A 19537-nucleotide genomic window follows, 5' to 3' on the forward strand; every position below is an offset into this window, starting at 1 on the left:
CTCTATTAAGACCATTCGTGACAGAATTTCCTTGCCAAACGGTCCTTAGAAGCCCTATTAAGTTCATTCGTGACAGAATTCCCTTGCCTAACAGTCCTTAGAAGCCCTATAAAGACCGGTCATTACATACTTTGCTCTTCTAACGTTTCTTAAAGTATCTATAAGGACAATAGAGAAAAATTTTCTGGTTAAATGGCACTTTTGGGCAGCCTCAAATGTTAAAATAGATCTCCCACAAGCAGAGCATATACTTATTTACACTGTCTTTTCCAAATGCTTCTCCAATATTCCCCTTATATCTTCCGGAATCGGGCGCGATTTTTGCGCATCGAAATCGAAAAAGACGATGACCGCCTTTCCTCTTGCAATGAGCCGCCCTGTTTCCGCGTCCAGGATTTCATGGGCCAGCTCGCAGCTCGAATTGCCGATCTTTGAAACACCCGTACGAACCGCAAGCACCTGGTTGTAAAACGCCTGGCTGATGAAATCACATTTCGCCGAAGCCAAAATGATATTAAAATCCTTGATTTCCACGCTCGCGCCGATACTTTCAAAAAACTGAAGCCGGGCATCTTCAAAATAAACAAAATAGCTGGCGTTGTTGATATGCCCGAGCGCATCCGTCTCGCAAAACCGAGGCCTCAATTGGGTTTCGTGCAAATCCATTCCCCCTATGCTTTTTCAATACCATGCAGCACAATGTCCGTAAAAATTTCCGCCACTTCCGCTTCCGATTTGCGCCCCCCGGGATTGAACCATTGATAGCTCCAGTTAACCATGCCGAGAATCGCAAGCGAAGCCAAATTGGCATCCAAATGTGCCGTAAACTCCCCGTTTTCTATGCCTTCCCGGAGCAGCCGCTCAAAACCGAGGCGGAAGGCTTCGCGTTTTTGCAAAATCAGCTCCAGCTTCTCACCACTTAAATTTTTCATCTCCCGGAAAAAGATAATCGCCTTTGCTTTTTCCGTTTTGATGCTCTCAAGCAGCATCAACACAAGTGCATGCAGCTTCTCCTTGCACGGTTTATCCTCAGCCATGATCGCCGCCTGTTTTTCCAAAAGTTTTGTAATATAGTCCAAATGGATGTCCATCAGGAGCTGTTCTTTGCTGGAAAAATAATAGTAAAACGTACCCTTCGTCGCGCCGATGCTGTCGACGATGTCCTGGATCGACGTTTCCGTGAAGCCTTTTTGTTCAAATAAGCGTATGCTGTGTTCCGTAATTTTCGTTTTCATACCCGATCCTCTCAATCGTTATTATTATTATTTAGAAAATTATACCATACGCCAGGCTCCACGTTCCCGTCCTTATTCCATCACCTTTTTCTCTTCTTCACGCAGCTTGCGGCGTAAAATTTTCCCGACATTCGTTTTCGGCAGCGCATTCCGGAATTCGATGATTTTCGGGCGTTTGTAAGGGGCGAGATGGGCGCTGCAAAATTCTTTCAACGCTTCTTCCGAGAGCTCGTGCCCTTCTTTTAACACAACATACGCCTTGACCGTTTCGCCGCGGTACGGGTCCGGCACGCCGATTACCACCGCTTCCTTGACGGCGGGATGGGCATACAGCACTTCTTCGACATCGCGCGGATAAACATTGTATCCGCTCGCAATGATCATGTCTTTTTTGCGGTCGACGATATAAACGTACCCCTCTTCATCCATTTTCGCGATATCGCCGGTGTACAGCCAGCCGTCCCGGAGCGCTTCCGCCGTTTCTTCCGGCATGTTCCAATAGCCTTTCATCACCTGCGGGCCTTTTACGATCAGCTCACCGGTTTCGCCCGGCTTCAATTCTTCCATGCCTGTTGCCACATCGACAATTTTATAATCGGTCGACGGCAGCCCGACCCCGATGCTGCCCGGTTTCCGCCTTCCGAAAACGGGATTGCAGTGCGTAACCGGTGATGCTTCTGAGAGCCCGTATCCTTCGACAATGACGGCGCCCGTTTTTTCTTCAAACTCCCGCAAAAGCCCCATCGGCATCGGCGCGCTTCCGCTATTGCACGTTTTAATGGAATGGATGCCGTATTCCATTGCTTTCGGGTGGTTTGTGATCGCGATATACATCGTTGGAACGCCCGGAAAGTATGTCGGCTGCGTTTCTTTGATCGTCTTGAGCACTTCCTCCAGCTCGAATCTCGGCAGCATGATCGATTCTGCACCGGTATAAACCGCATAATTCATCGCGCAAGTCATCCCGAACACATGAAAAAGCGGAATGACGGTCAGTACGCGTTCTTTCCCGGGCTCAATGACCGGTTTAAAATATTCAGAAGTCTGGATCAAATTGGCAAGGAGGTTCCTGTGGGTCAGCATCGCCCCCTTTGACCGGCCGGTTGTGCCGCCGGTGTACTGTAGCACGGCCACATCATGTTCCGGGTCAAACCTGGGAGGCGTAAAATCCCCGCCCGATTGCAAAAATGCATCAAATAATTCGCCTTCTTCCAATGGTACGGGAGCCGGCTTTAAGCTGGCCACAACCACATTTTTCAGCGCTGTCTCCGCCCGGACGGCTTTTACTTTCGGATACACATCATCCAGCACAACCATCGTTTCCGCACCCGAGTCGTTTAAAATATGCTTGATTTCAGGTTCGACGTACATCGGGTTGACCTGGGTGATTATGGCGCCTGCGGTGAGCGTCCCGTAATAGGCCACTACATATTGCGGGCAGTTCGGCAGCATGATTGCCACCCGTTCGCCTTTTTTAACCCCTTTTTGCTGGAGGGCGGAAGCAAAAGCAAGCGATGCCTTATAAAGGTCGGTGTATGTCATTTTTCTGCCGTAAAAAGAAATGGCATTTTGGTCCGGGAACTTTTGGGCTGTGTATGCAAGTATTTGGTGCAACGGATAATCCGGCACTTCAATTTCTTTCGGGATCTCATCCTGATAAACAGCGTGCCACACTTTGTTTTCCACTCCAAATCCTCCCTGTTTTTGTTTTATTTGAATCCCGCAAAATATGCGGGGATTTAGCATAAACGTGTTTTCTACAGCACATGCATACCGCCGTCGACGAGGAGCACATCCCCCGTGACATAATCCGAAGCGGCGGAAGCAAGGAATACGGCGGCGCCTTTCAAATCGTGGTCATAGCCGAACCGTTTCAGCGGCGTGGCCTCCAAAATCGGGTCTTTCCCGCGCTCGATGATGACCCGGGCCATTTTGGTCGGGAAAAATCCTGGGGCGATCGCGTTGACGTTGATGCCGTACCTTCCCCATTTTGCGGCCAAATCTTTTGTAAACGTAATGATCGCGCCTTTGCTCGTGTTGTAGCCAATCGTATCCATAATGCGCGGATCGACCCCGCCAAGCCCGGCGACAGAGGAAATGTTAATGATTTTGCCGTGCCCCTGTTTGATCATCACTTTCCCAGCCGCCTGGCTCATATGGAAAGTACCGGTCACATTGACATTCATCACTTTTTCCCAGGCTTCTGCCGGCATTTCTTCCGCAGGTGCCCCCCATGTCGCCCCACTGTTATTGACGAGGATGTCGATTTTTCCGAACTTCTTGACCGTCTCCTCCACAACCCGGTCGACCTGGGCGCGGTTCGTGACATCGCACTCAAGCGCGAGCGTTTTGGCGCCAAGTGCTTCAATCCGGCCTGCCGCTTCTTCACATACCGCTTTTTTACGCGAACAGAGCACAACATCCGCCCCCGCTTCCGCAAAAGCTGTCGCGATCTGTTCGCCAAGCCCCCTGCCGCCGCCTGTCACGATCGCAGTTTTTCCTTTTAAACTAAACAATTCGAACACGTTCATGGGCCGCACTTCCCCCTTCTTGGTATTTTTTCAGCTCCAGCTTTGCAATCTGCGCAAGGTGCACTTCATCCGGCCCGTCCGCCAGCCGCAATGTACGGGCGTTTGCCCAATGTCTTGCAAGCGGGAAATCGGACGAAACGCCGGCTGCGCCGAACGCCTGGATTGCGCGGTCAATGACAGCCAGTGCCATCCGCGGTGCGACCGCTTTGATCATCGCAATTTCTTTTTTCGCTTCCTTGTTGCCGACCGTATCCATCATATACGCCGCTTTAAGCGTCAACAGCCGCGCCTGTTCAATTTCGATGCGGGACTCAGCCACCCACTGCTGGATGACGCCTTGTTTTGCGAGCGGCTTTCCAAACGGCGCACGATTTTGTATGCGCTTGCATAATTCTTCAAGCGCGCGCTCTGCTGCCCCGATCAGCCGCATGCAGTGGTGGATCCTGCCCGGGCCGAGCCTTCCCTGCGCAATCGCAAATCCTTTTCCTTCGCCCCAAATGATGTTCTCCGCCGGCACGCGCACATTTTCATATGTAATTTCGGCATGGCCGTGCGGTGCATCGTCATATCCAAAAACCGGCAGCATTCTCTCAATCTTCACCCCCGGCGTATCAAGCGGCACGAGAATCATAGACTGCTGCTCATGGCGCGGCGCATCTGGGCCGGTTTTCCCCATCACGATCGCGATTTTGCAGCGTGGATCGCCGGCCCCCGATGACCACCATTTCCGCCCATTAATGATATATTCATCGCCATCGCGCACAATGCTGCACGAAATATTGGTCGCATCCGAAGAAGCCACATCCGGCTCCGTCATCGAAAAACAGGAACGGATCTCCCCGTTTAAAAGCGGCTTCAGCCATTTCTCCTTCTGTTCTTCGCTCCCATAACGGACAAGCACTTCCATATTCCCGGTATCCGGGGCGTTGCAGTTAAATATTTCCGGCCCGATGAAAGACCTCCCCATGATTTCGCACAGCGGCGCATACTCCAGATTCGTAAGTCCCGCCCCGTACTCGCTGTCCGGCAAAAATAAATTCCACAATCCTTCTTTCTTCGCCTTTGCTTTCAGTTCTTCCATCACCGGCGGCACGGCCCATCTTGTTTCCTGCACATTCAGCTGCTCTTCAAAAACCTTTTCATTCGGGTACACATTCTCTTCCATAAAACGCTCAAGCTTTGAAATCAGTTCTTTCACTTTCGGCGAATAATCAAAATTCACACTGCCCATCCCCCTTTCGCTAACTAACCGGTTAGTATGTTATTTTAAGTATAAACGAAATCGTATGAAAATTTCAAGAAAAAGTGAAGCGGAGGCTGCCCGGCCTTTCCGCTTTTAAGAAGTTTTTCCCTTCAATTGTTCAATCAATGCATCTCCCAGTTCAATGGCCATTTCTGTCATCCAGTTGATTTCTTCCTTGCTTGCGTTGTCAAGATGGGTGCCGGACAGAACGGCGAAATTGCCCCTGAAATGCTTGCGGAGGCGGACGGCCACCTCTTCGGTGATATAAAATTCCTTATGGTTTTGCAGTTGGACTGTCTGCATCGGCTCAAGCCTTGCCCCGGCGGAAATCGTGCCGAGGTGCGGGCGGTCGCCGCCGGAGATCATGACGACAATGTCTTCGCCCATAAAACAGGCGTCCAAAACGAGATGGACGCGCCCCTTCGTTTTCTCGAGATGGATCATCGTTCCACCCTCCTGCTTTTCAACCCGTACCATCTTTTTTCTTCCGGCGCATGGATCCCGAACTGATCCATAACGCGGTACACAATATGGTTCACAATGTCATCAATCGTTTCCGGCTTGTTGTAAAACGCGGGCATCGGCGGAAAAATGACCGCCCCCATCCTGGAGAGGGCAAGCATGTTTTCCAGGTGGATATCGTTGAGCGGCGCTTCCCGCGTTAAAAGCAGCAGTCTTTTCCGTTCTTTTAACATCACATCGGCCGCGCGCGTAACAAGGTTATCGGTATACCCGATCCGGATCGAGGCCAGCGTTTTCATGCTGCATGGCGCCACGATCATGCCATCGACCTGGAATGAGCCGCTGGAAATCGCCGCCCCCAGATCTTTAAAAGAATAGACAACATCAGCCAGCTTTTCAACTTCTTTAATATGGTACGGGGTTTCCGTTTCGATATTGACCCTCGCCCATTTTGACATTACCAGATGCGTTTCCACACCTGCCTCTTTCAGCAATTTAAGCAGGCGGATGCCGAAAATCGCTCCCGTCGCACCCGTCATGCCCACAATGATTTTCATATGCTCCCCCGCCTTTTGCACAAAAAATGGATCGGTTGCCGGCCGGAGCCGGATCCATCGTTTTGAAATGATAGACTGTGTGGATGGCCGCGGATTTACAAAGCCCCCGCGGCCATCAACCCAGCCAAATGATAAAGTATATAACCGCTATACAGTCAATCTTTTTTCACAAATAGGTTCTCCCTGTACGGAGAGCGTTCATCAGGCGGTGTTTTTACTCGAATGACATTAAGCCCCGCAGCCCCAAAAAAACGGGCGCCGATGTTTATCGAAAAGCCCGTTCCGATGCGCGTAATGGATGCTGTGCTGGAGGGTCTGGAAGCAGTCAAACCGGCTGAAATCCAGCCCGGAAGACGAAATGGCCAGGCTCATGGAAGGGGAAATGCCGACCAGGATGGTTTTCGTGCCCATTAAAGCGGAGGCTGTGCCGATCTTCATCTACATCAAGCGCCGTCAAATCAAGCACCAAGTATTTCGCTTTATACTGCGGCAAATTGTTCAGCGTTTTTTCAATCAGTTCATCCGCGCGTTCGTCATCATATTGCCCGATTGAAGTCCGCCTACATTGATATTCGGATGTTCGCTCACAGAAAACCCACTCTATTTGGATCAGAATTGGTCATTTCATTATAGCGGCACGCTTTAGACGATTTTATCGAACATGCAAAAACGCGGAGGGCACTTGTGAGGTTCTGAAAAAGCAATTTTTAACCTTTAACAAATTAAAAGCGGCAAGATACCACAACAGATATCTTACCGCTTTTCTTTTGGCGGCCCGGCACGTGCCCGGCCGCCAAATTTTATTCCCCTAAATCCACATTATGGTACACTTGTTGGACGTCTTCCAAATCTTCCAGCGCATCGATCAACTTTTCAAATTTCGCCTGGTCTGCTTCAGAAAGCGTCACATAGTTTTGCGGCAGCATTGTCAGCTCGGCAACCGTAAATTCCGAGATACCGGCATTTTGGAAAGCTTCCTGGACAGCGTGGAACTGGTCCGGTTCGGCGTAAACAATGACGGCGCCATCTTCCTCAAACACATCGCGCACATCAATATCCGCTTCCAATAAAAGTTCGAGCACTTCATCCGCCGTTTTCCCTTCAACGCCGATCACCGCCGTTTTGTCAAACGCATAGGCAACCGAGCCGCTGACGCCCATATTGCCGCCGTTTTTCCCGAACGCGGCGCGCACTTCGGAAGCGGTGCGGTTCACGTTATTCGTCAACGTATCGACAATCACCATCGAACCGTTCGGGCCGAACCCTTCATAGCGCAGTTCGTCATAATTTTCATCCGACCCGCCTTTTGCTTTTTCAATCGCGCGGTCAATGATCGATTTCGGCACGCTGTATGTTTTCGCCCGTTCGAGGACCATTTTCAAAGCGCTGTTCGACACCGGATCCGGTTCCCCCTGCTTTGCCGCAACATAAATTTCGCGCCCGAATTTTGCATAAATACGGCTTGTGTTTGCATCCTTCGCCGCTTTTTTATCCTTTATATTATTCCATTTGCGTCCCATTGGGATCACTCACTTTCAAATAAAATTCAGTTTCATACCGTACTCATCCATTTTTGAATTATACACCAACCGGCCTGTGTTTTTCGAGCCTTTATTGTAGGATGTTAACAAAAAACAAATGTAAACTCTCTCTGCTTTCTGCCGATATGAAAGGTGGATGGGATAATTAGAATCCGCATCAAGGAGGTGGGATTTTTTGTTCAAACAACTAAGATGGAGAAACATAACGATCGGCGGCAAATATTTTGCAGCTATGCTGATGATGGCAGCGGCCTTTCTCACAGCTGTTGTGATCACGTCTATCTCTTTGGCAAATACAAGCCGCTTAATGGAAGGTGCCAAAGAAAGAAACAAAATGGCGATACAGGCGGGCACGCTTGTTAAGCTTTTTAATGAAAAATATACGATGATCCCGGAGTACATCATCCTTTCCCATGATAAGATGCTGACGGAATATTTAACGTACAGCAAGTCCTTTGTCCAAACGGCAAAACAGATCAAGCCGTATTTGTCAGGCCGGGAATTGGATACTTTTAACCAAATGATAGACGCGAACAACCGGCTTGACCAATACTTTTTCAGCAATGTCGTTCCGAACGTCCAGCAGATGAATACAAGCAAATTCCAAACCTTGTACACATCGACAAATCAATTGAAACTGAAAATGGCAAAACTTGGGGAAACATTGAAAACATCTGCAGATGAATCCAGTACAGCCTCATTGCAGAAGTCACAGAACAAGTTGCAACATGTCAAGTTGCTGCTCATCTTGTCTTCAGCAGGCTCCTTGTTCTTTTCCCTCATCTGCCTGATTCTTATCAGCTGGCGGATCAGCCATCATTTGAAAAACATTGTAAACCGCAGCAAAGAAGTCGCAAGTGGGAAACTTGATTCAGCCGAAATCACGTACGACGGCCGGGACGAAATCGGGCAACTCGCCGCTTCTATGAATGAAATGGGGGAAAATCTCCGGAACATGATTGCCGAAATTCGGACAGTCTCCGATGAAATCGACCGGCACAGCACAAATCTGTTTTCCTCGACCGAATCCTTGCATGAAGGGAGCGGCCAGATTGCCGTAACGATTGAAGAAATGGCGTCCGGGGCAGGCACCCAGGCTGAAAACGCTTCTTTCATTTCCCAAAGTGCGCAGACTTTCAATGAAGAATTGGCGGAGGCGCAAAGCCATAATGAAAAACTCGTTGGATTTTCCAATGAAGTGCTCGAAGCGTCCTCATCCGGAAATGCGCTCATGCAGATGTCTTTGCAGCAAATGCATACGATTACGGATACGTTCCGGCAATCGGTTGCCAATGTAAAACATTTGGAGGAACAGGCCCATGCGATTGCGAAAATCGTCGATGTCATTAAAGGCATTGCCGCTCAGACGAATTTGCTTTCGCTTAACGCATCCATCGAAGCCGCCCGTGCCGGTGAAGCAGGGAGCGGTTTTGCCGTTGTGGCGGAAGAAGTTCGAAAACTTGCGGACGGGGTGGCGCAGTCTGTCGGCGAAATTACTTCCATCGTGTTTTCCATTCAAGATGCGGCCGGAAAAATTGCATCGGATTTATCCGAAGGCTTTCAAGAAGTCCAAAAAGGTTCCGTGCAAATTGAAACGACCGGAAAACAGTTTGAAATCATTAAAGCCAAGGTGGAAGACATGGCCGAAAGAATCCAGGGAGTCTCCGCCGCTTTTTCCCATATTTTAGCGTCCAGCCAAAAAATGGGCGAATCGGTTGAACATATTGCCGCCGTGACCGAGGAATCCGCCGCGGGTGCTGAGGAAATTTCAGCTTCCGTATTGGAACAGCGCCATTCCATCGAATCGATCGCAGAAAGCGCCAAGACGCTTGCATCAATGGTGGAACAGATGAACAGCCTCGTCAGGAAATTTACGCTTTAAAGGGGGCCTACCGGGTGAAAAAATATTGGAAATTGATGGTGCTTCTTATCGTGTCGGCCTTGATTATCCCGGCTTGCTCCAATACGGCAGACAACACGAGCAACGGCCGGAAAGTCAAATTGATCAAAAATGAGGATCAAGTCTATGTCGGTTTTTTAATTGATACGTTAAAAGATGCACGCTGGTACAGGGATAAAAAATTATTCGAAAAACAAGTGAAAGATCTCGGAGGGGAAGTGAAAACGCTGGCTGCGAACGGGCTGGATGATGTGCAGATCGACCAGGCCAAATTGCTGATCGAAGAAGGTGTGGATATTTTGGTCGTCGTGCCCCATAATGCGGAGATCGCAGCCAAAATTGTCACGATGGCGCACAAATCCGGCGTAAAAGTTATATCATACGACCGCCTGATTGCAAATGCCAATGTCGATTATTATATTTCGTTTGACAATGAAAAAGTCGGGGAACTGCAGGCGAAGGAAATTTTGAAGCACCAGCCTGAAGGGAATTTTGCTTATGTCGGCGGCGCGGAATCCGACCATAATGCCATTCTGTTCCGGCAGGGGGCCATGAACGTGCTCAAGCCCCTGATCGATAAAGGAAAAGTGAAACTGGTGTACGATCAGTATACAAACGAATGGGATCCGGAAACGGCGAAAAAAAATATGCAGGCGCTTTTGAAAAAACGCGGAAACAAGATTGATGCGGTCATTGCCGCAAACGACGGGACGGCCGGCGGGGTGATTGAAGCACTTGATACAGCTGGCTTGGCCAGGAAAGTGCCGGTATCGGGCCAGGATGCGGAACTGCCGGCCATCCACCGCATTTTAAAAGGAACGCAAACAATGACCGTGTACAAACCGATTTCTAAAATTGCAACGGAGGCGGCAAAACTGGCCGTCCATGTGGCAGAAGGGAAAAAGGTAACCACTGACACTACCATAAACAACGGAAAAATCAATGTCCCTACGATTTTACTCGAACCGATTGCGGTCACAAAGCGCAATATTAAAGATACAGTGATCCAAGACAAATTTTATACCAAACAGGAAGTTTACCAATGAAAACGGGACCCCCGCTTTGATTTTCAAAGCCGGGGTTTTTGTTTGGAGGGAGTGGTTGCGGCACCATTTCGCCATGTTTCGGTCCAATTCCAACAAAACTTAGTACTTCATCTTGGTCCGGATACCTGACCACAAGGCAATAGCCAATCCGCCGAGCATATCCGCTATCAGATCGGTCATCGTATCTTTATTTCCGCTCCCCTGCAAGGTAGATCCGAAAAGCCGGTCTGCGGTAAATTCATACATTTCCCATAACACACCGCCCAAAGAAGCAAACCCGAGCACACATAAAAATACAAACCACGCGGAGATTTCCCTGCCCGCATTTCGCAGCACCAATCGTTCATATAAAGCCACTGCGGTAAACCCAAGAATGCATCCACTCACAAAGTGCATCAATGTGTCCCACCAGCCAAGGCCGTACCATCCCTGGATCGAGCCGAGATACTGGGAACCAATTAAAAAAAGAAAATAGGAAATGGTGATGGGCAAATGGAACCGAAACTTTGTAAACAGGTCAAGGACGAGGGGAACTGCGCCGCAAAGAACGCCGCTGATTGCCACCGCCGCCTTCCATGATTCCCCTGAAACATATTGTGTGGCGGCTAATATACCCATCCACACCACATAAGCCAAACTGATTCCGAGCACGATTTTCCGGTTCATGTTTTCCACTTTCCTTCTTAAACGTTTTGCTTCCTGATGCCAGTATAAACCGCAATTGCGATTCCGCCAAAAAGGCCTGCCAAAAGATCATACATGGTATCTGTATTTCCTCCGCGCTGCATCGTATGGGAGGCGATCACATCCCCCAAAAATTCATACACTTCCCAAAGCACGCTGGCAATGACGGCAAGAGACAGCACAAAAAGCATGGGAATCCACCGGGATACATTTCGCCTGGCTGTTTCCGGGATAAACATTTTATAGAGCGTAATGCCGACACAGGCCACAAATACGCCTTTATAAAAATGGACTGACGTATCCCACCACTTAAAACGGTCGTAAAAACCCCCGATCGAACCGAGGCCGATCGAGCAGAAAACAAATATGTACCAGCCAATGACCGTCGGCGTATTGATTCGGTTATTTTTCAAAAATAACAATCCGAGCGGCAGCGCACTTAACGCAATGCCGCCAAGTGCAATCACCCAGCGCAGGGAATCATGCTTGATAATGAAATAAATCATCAGTCCGGCCATTCCAATGATAAATACAACACTGAACAGTATAATGACAATGCGTTTCAATCTCCCACCCCATATCCTAATGATCCATGATTAAGATGCCCCGCTTTTCTAAATCCATTCATGGCTGGTAAAAAAAACAAATATCATCTTTTTATAAAGGTTCCGCTGAATCATTGCTATAATGATGGCAGTGCATATTCAAGTGAGGCGTGGTTGTGGAAAGTACATCATATTTTTTAATTAAATCTTCTCGTCATCTTCGTTTCTCTCCTTTTTGTTCAGTATTGGACAAGCCAGCCTAAACCGAATAAAAACGCGGTTAACATTTTGATTTGTTACTCTTTAACCGTTTCAATCTCCCTTTGCATGCTGATGCCGGTGACCATTCATGGCGGCATCATTTTCGACTTGCGATATATTCCGTTTGTAATCGATTGCTTATATGCGAATAGATTTACAAGATACTGGATGATCGTGCTTATGATCGGGCTGCGGTTATTTAAAGGGTTTGAGCACTCATGGTTTGCGATTTCTAACATCGTTTTGTTCTATATCGTGATCATGTTACTGAAGAAACAGTTTATGCAGCTGTCAATACCAAAGAAAATTTTACTGTCGACATCACTCATGATTGGGATAACAGTCTGGAGTATAATTGGTGTGAACCTATTCTTCCATTTGCCGATTACACTGCCTTTTTCTTCGCATATGTGGCGATCCAGTCAGACGGCATGTTTATCGTCGGCTATATGGTTGAACACATCCGGAAGCAGCACCTTGTCCTTCGCCGGTTGATCCGGATGGAAAAAATGGAAGTGGTCAGCCATTTGGCGGCAAGCATATCGCATGAAATCAGAAACCCGCTGACCGCAACACGCGGCTTTTTACAATTATTGATGGAATCCAAAGATATACCGGAAGACAAGAAAAAATACATATCGATTGCCGTAAGCGAGCTGGATCAGGCAGAAGGGATTATCCGGTATTACTTGACATTTGCAAAACCGACACCGGAAAAACTTGAAGTGTTGAATTTGGAAGAAGAGATTGAAAAGGCAATACGTATTCTGGAACCGCTCGCGAACATGAATGCTGTTGACATTCGCCCGCACTTACATTCCTGTAAGATGGTCGGCAATACGGGGTTCCTTCAGCAGATCCTCATCAATATTATGAAAAACGGCATTGAAGCGATGCCAAACGGGGGAGTCCTTTCCATTTATACAAAGCAGGACAGTTCCAAAGTCTCGATTATCATCGCAGATGAAGGTGTCGGCATGGATGAAGCGCAAAAAAGCAGGCTGGGGGAACCTTATTTCTCGACGAAAGAATCGAAAGGAACCGGACATGGCATGATGGTCGTTTTCCGCCTTGTGGAAACGATGAACGGAAGCGTTCAGGTGGACAGCGAAAAAAGAAAAGAAACGACCATTACACTTATTTTCCCTGCCCTTTCAGAAACAACGAAAAAAATCTTACTGCAGCCGCGACCGGGGATTCTTTTTAAGCCGGACTTTCACCAGGACTGCCGGGGATATATCCGGATCTGGAAAAATGATAAGCATCCAAGTTTACAAAATCCTTTTCACTGTTTAGAATAAAGCATTGCACATTTTCATGAAGAAATGAGGTGTTCTTTTGCCTTCCTCTGTCAAAACCTATCAGGATGACCCGGCTGTCCAAAGCAAACGGTGGGTCATTTTAATCGTTCTAAACTTATTTACTTTTATGTCCACGCTGGACGGCAGCATCGTCAATATTGCCCTGCCTTCCATATCCAAAAATTTGCACCTGGCGATTGCGGAATCGGAATGGGTCGTAACCGGCTATATGCTGACGATCTGCGCACTGATTCTATTTTTCGGGAAACTTGGCGATATGTTCGGCAAAATTAAGCTGTTTAAGCTCGGCTGCGTTATCTTTATTGCCGGCTCGCTGCTTTGCGGCCTCAGCCAATCGCTTTTTTCCCTCGTCGCTTCCCGGGTTGTCCAGGCCGTGGGAGCTTCGATGACGATGTCCACCAACCAGGGCATTATTACGGAAATTTTTCCCGCCACCGAACGCGGACGGGCGCTCGGTCTGATTGGAACATTTGTTTCCCTCGGAAGCATCGCGGGGCCGAGCATCGGCGGGTTTATCGTGTCGGGCTTGGGATGGCCGTATATTTTCTGGGTCAATGTACCGATCGGTTTGATTGCCATTATCCTCGGCTGGCTTTTTCTGCCGCGCGACCTCATCAAAACGCGGGCCAAACTCGATATTCCGGGAAGCCTTTTGTTTGCGGCAAGCATCGTTTTCATTTTTGCCGGCCTGCTGTTAAGCCAGCAGACAGGGTTTAGGGATCCACGCATCATTGCTGCGTTAATCGGCGGTGTGATCTTATTCTCCATTTTCTTATTCGTGGAATCCCGCAAAAAAGATCCGATGATGCAGCTTGAACTTTTCAAAAACCCGTTGTTTTCGCTCAGCATTTTTTGCGGCTTTCTTGTATTTGCCAGCAACTTCTGCTTTAACATCGTCTCGCCGTTTTATACGCAGGATATTTTGCATTTGACGCCGTCCGAGTCCGGGCTTGTGCTCATGCTGTTCCCGATCACGATGGTGGTCGTTGCGCCATTGAGCGGGGCATTGAGCGATAAAATCGGTTCCGAGCTGCTGACGTTTATCGGGCTGCTGTTAATGGTCGCAGCGCAGATCGGCCTTGCCAGCCTCCATCAGGGGAGCGCCGTCGCACTTGTATGTATGCTTACGGCCATGCTCGGCATCAGCAGCGGGCTGTTCCAATCCCCGAATAATTCGCTCGTCATGTCGACGGTCAAACGGACGCAGCTCGGCATTGCCGGCAGCATCAATGCGCTCGTCCGGAATGTCGGGATGGTCGTCGGGATTTCAATCGCCACAAGCACGCTGTTCGGCGTGATGAGCCACGAAGCCGGCCGCCGCGTTACCGCACTCATCCTGAACCGCCCCGATATTTTCATAGACGGCATGCATGTTGTCTTTATCGGGTCAGCGGGCATCTGCCTCCTCGGCGCCGTCCTGACAGGCTGGCGGCTTTTCCAGGCAAGAAAAAGAAAAGGGCAAACCCGGCAGACTGTTTAATGTGAAAGGGGCTGACCTCAAAGCCCCTTTTTAAGCGGAAATTTTTATCAGATGATCTTGAGTAAGCTTCTCAGATCCATTTCTTCGGGAAATTTTTCTCTAACGGTCGTGACATAGCTTCTCTGAACCGTTTCCTCGAGAAAATTTTCCTCTAACAGTCTTGACGAGGCTTCTCTGAACTATTTTTTCGGGAATATTTTCCTCTAACGATCCTGACAAAGCTTCTCTGAACCATTTCTTTCGGGAAAACTTTTCTCTAACGGAGCTGTCCCAAAAGTCGATAGATTGACCAGGGGACACCCCCTTTTTTAAAGTTATCTGAGAATGTTAATGATCGCGAAATTCACTCACTTCCCACACGCCGCGAGCCTCCTCGCTCGTCCCTCAAGCACACTGGATCTCTTATTACTCGCTTATCCCGCAGGAGTCTCGTAAACTTCGCGATCATCAACAGGTAATATACAGCGTAAAATTGGGACCCCATATGAAAAAATGTTATATGCCGCGCTTGCCCTGCTGCTTGTCTGGCAAATGTCAAATGAACCGGCAATTCAGGGCCCAAAGCTGAGCGGCTATTTACAATCTTAACATTTTTCGCTACGATAACATCAGTGACAATAAAAGAAGGGCTGATGTATGTTTTTTGGGCTGGATCCATCTTTGTTATTTATTTTAATCGCGTTTGGTTTTTGTGCAGCGTTTATTGATTCGGTTGTCGGAGGGGGCGGCCTCATTTCGCTGCCTGCCCTGATGTTTACCGGGCTTTCGCCTTCCGCGGCAGTTGCGACCAATAAATTGGCGGGCACTATGGGGTCTTTTACGAGCACATTCGTTTTTTACCGTTCCGGAAAACTCGATTTATCCTCGATTTATAAGCTGTTCCCGCTCACCTTTTTCGGCTCGATGCTGGGTGCTTATACGGTCCATCTGATCGACCCGGAAGTGCTGAAACCGCTCATGCTCGTGATGCTAGCGGCAGTCGGCATTTATACCATCATCAAAAAAGACTGGGGAAAGATCCTGACGTATAAAAAATTATCGGTCCGCCGCTATATTCTGTTTACGGTATTGATTTTCTTCATCGGGTTTTACGACGGATTCCTCGGCCCGGGCACCGGTTCGTTTTTAATGTTTGCTTTTCTGTTGATCGGATTTGATTTTTTAAAAGCGGCCGGAAACGCCAAGTTTTTGAACTTTGGAAGCAATATTGCGGCATTGATCATGTTCATATGTTTAGGCCAGATCCATTATGCTTATGGGATACCGATGGGGCTTGCACAAATCGCCGGTTCCGTTGTTGGATCAAAGTTTGCGATCAAACGGGGGAGCAACTACGTCCGGATTCTGTTCATTGCCGTAACGTTCCTGCTGCTGGCGAAAAATACGTATGATTATGTACATTCCTTTATTTTCGGCTAATAGAGGCAAAACTTCCGGCACTTTTGTGAACCGGGCTTCGTCCTGCATCCCGAGCCCGCAAACTTAACTTACTTGTGCCACGGGAAAAGCCCGGGAGATGCTGCTACCGCGCAATCTCCCCGGGCTTTTTTAAGCGGAGGTGATTTGAAATCAATACAGCTTGGCTCACTGTCTTCATCGGTGCGTTTTTTGAAGTATTTTGGGTCATCGGTTTAAAACATGCAGACAATATTTGGGAATGGATCGGCACACTGATTTCGATTGCGGCCAGTTTTTACGCACTGATTGCCGCAGGGAAAAAACTCCCGGTCGGAACGGTTTACGCCGCTTTTGTCGGTCTCGGCACTGCGGGAACGGTTTTTGCCGGCATAGTCTTTTTCGGTGAACCGTTCAGCCCTGTAAAAATCGTGCTGATTTTGATTTTACTGGCAGGCATTATCGGTTTAAGGCTTGTGGAAAACGAGAACAGCGAGGAAGGGGCGGATTCATAGTGGCTTGGTTTTCTTTACTTGTTGCAGGGATATGTGAAATGCTTGGTGTTGCCGCGATGAATATGCTGAACCGCCGCCGCAATTGGCAGTCTGTGTTGCTCATGGTCCTTGCTTTCGGTGGGAGTTTCCTATTTATGTCCCTCACCATGAAAACTTTGCCGATGGGAACGGCCTACGCCGTTTGGACCGGAATCGGCGCCGCGGGCGGAACAATTTTGGGCATGATTTTTTACGGCGAATCCAAAGACTGGAGAAGAATCGTCTTCATTACGATGATTTTAGGCGCGGCGGTCGGTTTGAAGCTGGTTTCGTGACACCGCCGCCCCTTGTTCATGAAGCCTTGCGTTTTTCTTTAAAAGACAAAATAAAAATCGTGCTGATAATCATGAGTGACCCGATACACTCAAAAAACCCTATTGAAACATGCAGCCATACGACAGAAAGAAAAGCGGCGGTCAGAGGCTCGGCTGTCGCAAGCACGCTCGTTTCCGCGGCGCTTAAATATTTCAGGCTCTCCAAATAGCAAAAAAATGCGGTCAGCGTCCCGAAAGCAATGACAAAGGCAATCGCCAAAAAAGCGGCCAGGGAAAATTCCCCCGCTGCCTGCCACGGCGGGTGGATAAAACTTAAGACGATTCCCCCGACCAGCATGCCCCACCCGACGGTTACAACCGACCCCCACTGCATGAGAAGTTTGTGCGGCTGGAGGGTGTAAAAAGTAGCGGCAAATGCGGTCAGCACTCCCCAGAAAAGCGCCCTGCCCGAAATGGAAAGGGTCGTAAAACTGCCGTGCGTCACAAGCAAAGACGTTCCGGCAAAAGCCAGCGCCACTGCCAGCAGCTGTTTCCGGTCCGGCATTTTTCTGAAGCGGGCAGCCAAGTAGCACGTCACGACGACAGGCTCAAGGCTTTGCAGGACCGTTGCCGTAGCCGCGTTGCCATATTTGATGGCCGAAAAATACGTGTATTGGACACCGAGCATACCAAATATAGCAAAACAGACAAGGCTCCTTCTTGCGGATGGATCCGCCCAAACCGCCCAGATGCGGGATTTTTCTTTTCTGTAGCAAACCCCGAGCAAGAGCACCCCGGATACAAGCAACCTCAAGACAGTTAACCATTGCATATGAACATGCAAGTGTTGGAACAAATACTGCGCAATAGTTCCGGAAACGCCCCACAGCACTGCTCCCGTTAAAACAAGCGCAATCCCCCTCGCCCTAAAAGAAGTGTTCTCCGATGCGGTATTCTGTATTACTTTTTCCATTACTCTCCCATCTTTTTCTAATTTTTATCAGAAAGCTATATTAGTATACAATCTTGTGATTGCGGAATCCTCCTGCTTTCCGCAAGACGCGAGCCTCCCCGCCCGGTACCTCAGCACAGGGGCGCTTATCTCGCAGAAGTCTCGAAATTAGCAATCATCAACGATAAAATGAAACGAATCCTATCAAAAATTTCCCCGGCTGACCAGACGGGCGGCAACCCCAAAATCATAAGGATCACCGCCCCGGCAAGCCAGTTCTTCGGCTTTCCGCTATCCATCCGTGCTTCCGACTTTTTTGTGCAGACGCGAATCACTTCTTCCGGAGTCATTTTCAAAACAGCCATATTTCCGCAGGCACCATGATTACATCATCCTGCCAGCCGAGAATCGGAATGAAATCCAGGATCAGTTCAACCGGGCGGCAGGCATCCAGCAAAAGCTATGGCATACCACATGACCCTTTCATCCTTGTATGCGAAGGAAAGAATGAAAATTTGTTTTTTCAAGGCCTGTGCCCAAACATTTCATCCGCTCCGCTGTTCCTGCCTGAAATTTTCGGCAACAGGACAACCGTCACTTCCCCAGTTACAACCAGTTTGTCGTTCGCGACTACTTCTGTGTTGACTTGATATTTTTTCGGATGGATTTCTGTGACGGTGCCAATGGCTTTGAGCGGCACGCCAAGCGGAGCCGGCTTTTTATAATCGACTTTTAAAGTGCTTGTGACAAATCTTGGCGGCTCCGTGCCGTCCCCCAATTCATTTCCGTTCTTCCTTTGCAAATACAACGAAGCAGAGCCGGCGCTGTGGCAGTCGATCAGCGATGCCAGCAGCCCGCCGTAAGCAAAATCGGGAATCCCCCCTGTATGTTCAGGCTGCAGTGTGTAAATGGTAATGGTTTTATCCCCAGCCAGCCCGTGCGGAAATGGTGGCCCTTTTCGTTCAACCGCCCGCAACCGTAACACGAGGCAAACGAATCCGGATAAAAATCCTGTACCGCCTTTGTGATTTTTTCCGCCATCCTCTCCCCCTCCGTTTTTTCATTGTTTTGTTTATACATAAAATTATAATATGCTTTCGGGTAATTGTACCATCCTTATAAGAATATTCGAAGCATTGCAGCCCGTAAAAAAACCCGCCGGAAAAGCTTCTCAGCGGGAACACACCTTAATCTATAAACGTCCTTTTTAGTTGTAGCACTTCTTCCTCACTTAAGCCGGTCACTTCTGCAATAAACGCCACATCCAACTGCTTTTGAATGGTTTTCCTTTGATCAAGCTGAAAACGGCAGTCGCGGTGCCTCAGTCGGATCAACGAATCTCTTGTTTGCGTATAGGCACTCTATCTAAAAATCACCGGAAAATTCTAATTTTATTCTTAATGAATAAAATTAATCATATGTTTTTCTATATGCGACCCTGCAAACCAAAGAGTATTGTAATCATTACCAGTTGATGCGCTGTTTAGAAAAAACGTGACTGCTTTTCTTGGCTTATGATCATTAGGAGCCTTCTAAGAAACAAAACGCCTCTCCTTTTCTTGGCTAATGGTTGGT

At 48.5% G+C, this 19537-nt stretch carries 21 protein-coding genes and 2 pseudogenes; 7 read left to right on the forward strand and 16 right to left on the reverse strand.

Going from position 1 to position 19537, the window contains the following annotated elements:
• Positions 1–255: 255 nt before the first annotated feature.
• From GBH70_RS10895 to GBH70_RS10935, 9 genes and pseudogenes are all read right to left on the reverse strand, one after another.
• Complete coding sequence (locus GBH70_RS10895) at positions 256–660, reverse strand: acyl-CoA thioesterase (protein WP_151681075.1); 405 nt, start codon at positions 658–660, stop codon at positions 256–258.
• Between the two features lie 11 nt (positions 661–671).
• Positions 672–1235, reverse strand: a complete 564-nt coding sequence (locus GBH70_RS10900) for a TetR/AcrR family transcriptional regulator (RefSeq protein WP_151681076.1) — start codon at positions 1233–1235, stop codon at positions 672–674.
• Positions 1236–1307: 72 nt separating this feature from the next.
• Positions 1308–2921 (reverse strand): long-chain-fatty-acid--CoA ligase, encoded by a 1614-nt coding sequence (locus tag GBH70_RS10905; RefSeq protein ID WP_253693773.1) that lies wholly within the window; start codon positions 2919–2921, stop codon positions 1308–1310.
• A gap of 71 nt (positions 2922–2992) precedes the next feature.
• A complete protein-coding gene (locus GBH70_RS10910; protein ID WP_151681078.1) occupies positions 2993–3766 on the reverse strand; it encodes an SDR family oxidoreductase in 774 nt (257 codons plus the stop codon).
• A complete protein-coding gene (locus tag GBH70_RS10915; protein ID WP_151681079.1) occupies positions 3744–4988 on the reverse strand; it encodes an acyl-CoA dehydrogenase in 1245 nt (414 codons plus the stop codon). Before GBH70_RS10915 ends, GBH70_RS10910 begins: the two co-directional genes overlap by 23 nt.
• A gap of 114 nt (positions 4989–5102) precedes the next feature.
• A complete protein-coding gene (gene lpdD, locus GBH70_RS10920; RefSeq protein WP_151681080.1) occupies positions 5103–5453 on the reverse strand; it encodes a prenylated flavin chaperone LpdD in 351 nt (116 codons plus the stop codon).
• Positions 5454–6028 (reverse strand): annotated as a pseudogene (locus GBH70_RS10925) (non-oxidative hydroxyarylic acid decarboxylases subunit B); the annotation flags it as partial.
• 228 nt (positions 6029–6256) lie between these two features.
• On the reverse strand, positions 6257–6466 hold the full coding sequence (locus tag GBH70_RS17245) for an STAS domain-containing protein (protein WP_253693776.1): 210 nt from the start codon (positions 6464–6466) through the stop codon (positions 6257–6259).
• Between the two features lie 362 nt (positions 6467–6828).
• Complete coding sequence (locus GBH70_RS10935; RefSeq protein ID WP_151681082.1) at positions 6829–7548, reverse strand: YebC/PmpR family DNA-binding transcriptional regulator; 720 nt, start codon at positions 7546–7548, stop codon at positions 6829–6831.
• Positions 7549–7744: 196 nt separating this feature from the next.
• Here GBH70_RS10935 and GBH70_RS10940 point away from each other — a divergent pair, with 196 nt between their 5' ends.
• Positions 7745–9451 (forward strand): methyl-accepting chemotaxis protein, encoded by a 1707-nt coding sequence (locus tag GBH70_RS10940; RefSeq protein WP_151681083.1) that lies wholly within the window; start codon positions 7745–7747, stop codon positions 9449–9451.
• Positions 9452–9486: 35 nt separating this feature from the next.
• A complete protein-coding gene (locus tag GBH70_RS10945; RefSeq protein WP_151681115.1) occupies positions 9487–10515 on the forward strand; it encodes a sugar ABC transporter substrate-binding protein in 1029 nt (342 codons plus the stop codon).
• 99 nt (positions 10516–10614) lie between these two features.
• On the opposite strand, the gene GBH70_RS10950 is transcribed toward GBH70_RS10945, so the two are convergent.
• Together GBH70_RS10950 and GBH70_RS10955 are read right to left on the reverse strand one after the other, a co-directional pair.
• Entirely contained in the window at positions 10615–11181 is a 567-nt protein-coding gene (locus GBH70_RS10950) for a DUF2238 domain-containing protein (RefSeq protein WP_151681084.1), read from the reverse strand.
• Positions 11182–11198: 17 nt separating this feature from the next.
• Positions 11199–11765, reverse strand: a complete 567-nt coding sequence (locus tag GBH70_RS10955; RefSeq protein WP_172968305.1) for a DUF2238 domain-containing protein — start codon at positions 11763–11765, stop codon at positions 11199–11201.
• A 650-nt stretch (positions 11766–12415) separates the two neighbouring features.
• On the opposite strand from GBH70_RS10955, the gene GBH70_RS10960 reads away from it, so the two are divergent.
• The 5 genes from GBH70_RS10960 (at position 12416) to GBH70_RS10980 (ending at position 17031) form a co-directional block, all read left to right on the forward strand.
• Positions 12416–13306 carry an ATP-binding protein gene (locus GBH70_RS10960; protein WP_151681086.1) on the forward strand — a complete coding sequence of 297 codons (891 nt, stop codon included), beginning with the start codon at positions 12416–12418 and terminating at the stop codon, positions 13304–13306.
• 37 nt (positions 13307–13343) lie between these two features.
• A complete protein-coding gene (locus GBH70_RS10965) occupies positions 13344–14807 on the forward strand; it encodes an MFS transporter (RefSeq protein ID WP_151681087.1) in 1464 nt (487 codons plus the stop codon).
• Between the two features lie 636 nt (positions 14808–15443).
• Positions 15444–16226, forward strand: a complete 783-nt coding sequence (locus tag GBH70_RS10970; protein ID WP_151681088.1) for a TSUP family transporter — start codon at positions 15444–15446, stop codon at positions 16224–16226.
• Positions 16227–16375: 149 nt separating this feature from the next.
• On the forward strand, positions 16376–16717 hold the full coding sequence (locus GBH70_RS10975) for a DMT family transporter (RefSeq protein ID WP_151681116.1): 342 nt from the start codon (positions 16376–16378) through the stop codon (positions 16715–16717).
• Entirely contained in the window at positions 16717–17031 is a 315-nt protein-coding gene (locus tag GBH70_RS10980) for a DMT family transporter (protein ID WP_151681089.1), read from the forward strand. The genes GBH70_RS10975 and GBH70_RS10980 overlap by 1 nt, the downstream gene beginning before the upstream one ends.
• A gap of 16 nt (positions 17032–17047) precedes the next feature.
• Here GBH70_RS10980 and GBH70_RS10985 read toward each other — a convergent pair whose 3' ends face one another.
• The 5 genes and pseudogenes from GBH70_RS10985 to GBH70_RS16785 form a co-directional block, all read right to left on the reverse strand.
• Entirely contained in the window at positions 17048–17983 is a 936-nt protein-coding gene (locus GBH70_RS10985; RefSeq protein ID WP_151681090.1) for a DMT family transporter, read from the reverse strand.
• Positions 17984–18108: 125 nt separating this feature from the next.
• Positions 18109–18327: a hypothetical protein gene (locus tag GBH70_RS17635; protein ID WP_308689682.1), complete on the reverse strand. Its 219-nt coding sequence runs from the start codon at positions 18325–18327 to the stop codon at positions 18109–18111.
• Positions 18315–18419, reverse strand: a complete 105-nt coding sequence (locus GBH70_RS17640; protein ID WP_308689680.1) for a DUF1232 domain-containing protein — start codon at positions 18417–18419, stop codon at positions 18315–18317. Before GBH70_RS17640 ends, GBH70_RS17635 begins: the two co-directional genes overlap by 13 nt.
• 66 nt (positions 18420–18485) lie before the next feature.
• Positions 18486–19003, reverse strand: a pseudogene (locus GBH70_RS10995) (PaaI family thioesterase).
• 146 nt (positions 19004–19149) lie between these two features.
• Positions 19150–19296, reverse strand: coding sequence for a hypothetical protein (locus tag GBH70_RS16785; protein ID WP_172967481.1), 147 nt, complete (start codon positions 19294–19296; stop codon positions 19150–19152).
• Positions 19297–19537 lie beyond the last annotated feature (241 nt).

Origin of the sequence: Weizmannia acidilactici, from assembly GCF_008974225.1 — a bacterium.
Classification (GTDB): Bacteria; Bacillota; Bacilli; order Bacillales; family Bacillaceae_C; genus Weizmannia; species Weizmannia acidilactici.

Coding starts and splice junctions, on each gene's coding strand:
- GBH70_RS10900 (WP_151681076.1), bottom strand. CDS start 1,235: ATGAAAACGAAAATTACGGAACACAGCATACGCTTATTTGAACAAAAA.
- GBH70_RS10910 (WP_151681078.1), bottom strand. CDS start 3,766: ATGAACGTGTTCGAATTGTTTAGTTTAAAAGGAAAAACTGCGATCGTG.
- lpdD (WP_151681080.1), bottom strand. CDS start 5,453: ATGATCCATCTCGAGAAAACGAAGGGGCGCGTCCATCTCGTTTTGGAC.
- GBH70_RS17245 (WP_253693776.1), bottom strand. CDS start 6,466: ATGAAGATCGGCACAGCCTCCGCTTTAATGGGCACGAAAACCATCCTG.
- GBH70_RS10935 (WP_151681082.1), bottom strand. CDS start 7,548: ATGGGACGCAAATGGAATAATATAAAGGATAAAAAAGCGGCGAAGGAT.
- GBH70_RS10945 (WP_151681115.1), top strand. CDS start 9,487: ATGGTGCTTCTTATCGTGTCGGCCTTGATTATCCCGGCTTGCTCCAAT.
- GBH70_RS10950 (WP_151681084.1), bottom strand. CDS start 11,181: ATGAACCGGAAAATCGTGCTCGGAATCAGTTTGGCTTATGTGGTGTGG.
- GBH70_RS10970 (WP_151681088.1), top strand. CDS start 15,444: ATGTTTTTTGGGCTGGATCCATCTTTGTTATTTATTTTAATCGCGTTT.
- GBH70_RS10985 (WP_151681090.1), bottom strand. CDS start 17,983: ATGGAAAAAGTAATACAGAATACCGCATCGGAGAACACTTCTTTTAGG.
- GBH70_RS17635 (WP_308689682.1), bottom strand. CDS start 18,327: ATGGCTGTTTTGAAAATGACTCCGGAAGAAGTGATTCGCGTCTGCACA.